Origin of the sequence: Sinomonas sp., assembly GCF_036848755.1 — a bacterium.
Lineage (GTDB): Bacteria > Actinomycetota > Actinomycetes > Actinomycetales > Micrococcaceae > Sinomonas.
On sequence record NZ_DAIUJO010000229.1, the window covers coordinates 1 to 2,343 of the forward strand.

Below are 2,343 nucleotides of genomic sequence, written 5' to 3' on the forward strand. Positions count from 1 at the left end.
GGGGCCCCGCCGCGGGCTCGCGGGGGATCCGTTGCCTCGGAGCAGGGGTAGGCCCGGGTGAAGGCCACCCCGAGGCATTCCTGTGATGGGCCACAGCCCCGAAGGGGCTGGGCAGTCTTCTGATCTCCAAGCCATCGGCGTGGGCCGGGCAGGCACGGCCGCCATCCCTCGACCGGACAGTTCGGGTCCAAGGCCCACGAGCGGCCGAGGGGGTCAAAATTCAGAAGTCGTTGACACTGGTGTCACGGCCGAAGGGCCGGCGGCCAGGACCTACCCTGCCAGCCGGTCCCGGACCAGTGTCAGCGGCCATGAGATTCTCCCCATCGGCGGCTGATAGTTCCCCGCTGGCGGCCAGTTCTTCTCCCCGTTCTCGGCCAGTTGGCCACCCGGGTTGCGGGCATGGTTCCTCGGCCCGGGCATCGACCTGGAGCGGGGGCCCTCTGTCAGCCTGACTGCGCGTGGCCTACCCGGGCTCGCCGGGAGTCCCCAGCGAGGCGAACTCGATATCAGGTGTTGGAGGGGGCGCCGTGGGCGGGGCCTTCCTCGGTGGTCCTGGCCCAGGCGAATGGGTGCGGTCGGTCGTTCCAGTCCTTGGCGCAGGCGCGGATCCTTGCGCCGAGCTCCTCGGCGCAGCGGGGGGCGCCGGGGTGCGGGGGGTGGGGCTCGATGATGGCGAAGCAGACCTCGACGAGGTTCAGCCACACCGCGCGGGTCCGGGTGAAGTGGAGGCTGGTCCGGGGGTTCGCGGCGAGCCAGCCGAGCACGCCGGGATGCCCGTGGAGGGCGTGGCCGTCCATGAGAAGGTGCAGATCCTGTCCGGGGCAGGAGCGGGCGGCCTGCCTGAGGAAGGCCAGGAACTCCTGCTCCGGGGCCCCGGGCCGGGCAGGGGCTCCGCCGCCGGCGCTGGGGCGTCCGAGGGCCGCGGAGAGGGCCGGGGCGCCTTGACGGCCATCGTCGGGGACAGGCTCCCCGGCCGGGCGCGGCCGGACCGGCGGAACCGTGGCGGTGCGCGCCGGGGCCTGGTTCTGGGGGTCCGCGCGCAGCATGATCGCGTTCTGCGGGGGCCCGAGGTAGAGCCCGACGATGTCGCCGACCTTGGCCACCAGCTCGGGCTCGGTGGAGAATCTGGACATCCCGGCGGCCCCTGGCCGTACCCCGCAGGCCCTCCAGGCCCTGGTGAGCGTGCTGTTCGAGATCCCCAGCCGGGCCGCAAGCATCCGGGAGGACCCGCGGCTGGCGGCTGGCGCGTCGGGCACCGGCCTGAGCGACTCGGCGACGATCCTGCTGTACCCGGGGGCGGGTCGGGGTCCGGGCCGGAGCGCGTCCTCGAGGGCGGCGATGCCGCCGTGGGCGTAGCGTTCGCGCCAGGAGAGCACGGTGGCCCGCGCGACCCCTTCCCGCCGGGCGATCTCGGTGTTGGACAGGCCCTGCGCGGCCAGCAGAACGATCCGGGCCCGCAGTGCCAGCCTCGCATCGGCCCGACCGTGCCCGGCCAGGGCGGCCAGTTCCTCGCGGTCGCCCTCGCGCAGCACCAGGGGCGCAGCGGATCGCTTTGCCATGGTCCCTGCCTACCCCGTCGTCACGGGGTCGAACCATCATCCGTCGGGCCCGCACTGGTTCCGCGCTCTGCCTGGCCGGGGGGAGGCTGCTGCCGCCGGCACCTGCGGCCTATTCCCCGCCGGCCCCGCCCCTGCCCCGGGCTGGTCCCAGACCGAGGGGGCGGCTTGGCTGATCCAAGGCGGCAGGGATCCTGCGCTCCTGCCGCAGTCTCCTCTGCCCACACGTTCCCCCGTGCAACGCCGGTCGCGCAGCGCTCGAACCCCCATCGAAGTGATAGTTTTGCTCTCATGGGATGGGACCGGCGTCGGCAGTTCTGGGCGGCGACCTCGGTGCGTCTGGGGGAGCTGGCCCACTCGGGTCGGGCTCCTGCGGACATCGCCACGCTGGAGGAGCTCCATGCCCTGCACGCGCCCCGGACGTGGTTCGAGGGCTCCCGCTGCGCCGAGTGCGCCCAGCGGTGGCCGTGCGCCGTCTACCGGGGCATCGCGGCCCGGGAGGGCACGGACGCCCCCGGGAGCCAGGTCCCGGGCGGAGACGGCCTGGGCGGTCCGCCCGGGGGCTACCCGCCGGGCCGTAGGGGGTGCGCATGAGCCTCGGTGCAGCCCGGGCCGCTGCCATGGGAAGGCCCGCGGGTGCCAGGGAGAGGATCCTGGGGGCCGCGTACTGGCTCTTCGCCCGCCGCGGGATCCGGGATGTGGGGGTGGATGAGCTGATCGCCGCGTCGGGGGTGGCCAGGGCGACCTTCTACCGGCACTTCCGCTCCAAGGACGATCTGGTCCTGGC

Annotated in this window: 3 protein-coding genes; 2 read left to right on the forward strand and 1 reads right to left on the reverse strand. The window is 74.0% G+C overall.

Features of this window, described 5'->3' with window-relative positions; all coding sequences use genetic code 11:
* Positions 1–506 precede the first annotated feature (506 nt).
* Positions 507–1,559, reverse strand: a complete 1,053-nt coding sequence (locus tag V7053_RS18780) for an IS630 family transposase (RefSeq protein ID WP_334173772.1) — start codon at positions 1,557–1,559, stop codon at positions 507–509.
* Positions 1,560–1,847: 288 nt separating this feature from the next.
* Here V7053_RS18780 and V7053_RS18785 point away from each other — a divergent pair, with 288 nt between their 5' ends.
* Both V7053_RS18785 and V7053_RS18790 read left to right on the forward strand, forming a co-directional pair.
* Positions 1,848–2,150, forward strand: a complete 303-nt coding sequence (locus tag V7053_RS18785; protein WP_334173773.1) for a hypothetical protein — start codon at positions 1,848–1,850, stop codon at positions 2,148–2,150.
* Positions 2,147–2,343: helix-turn-helix domain-containing protein (locus V7053_RS18790; protein WP_334173774.1), on the forward strand; the 197-nt coding region annotated here is incomplete at its 3' end. The genes V7053_RS18785 and V7053_RS18790, both read left to right, overlap by 4 nt.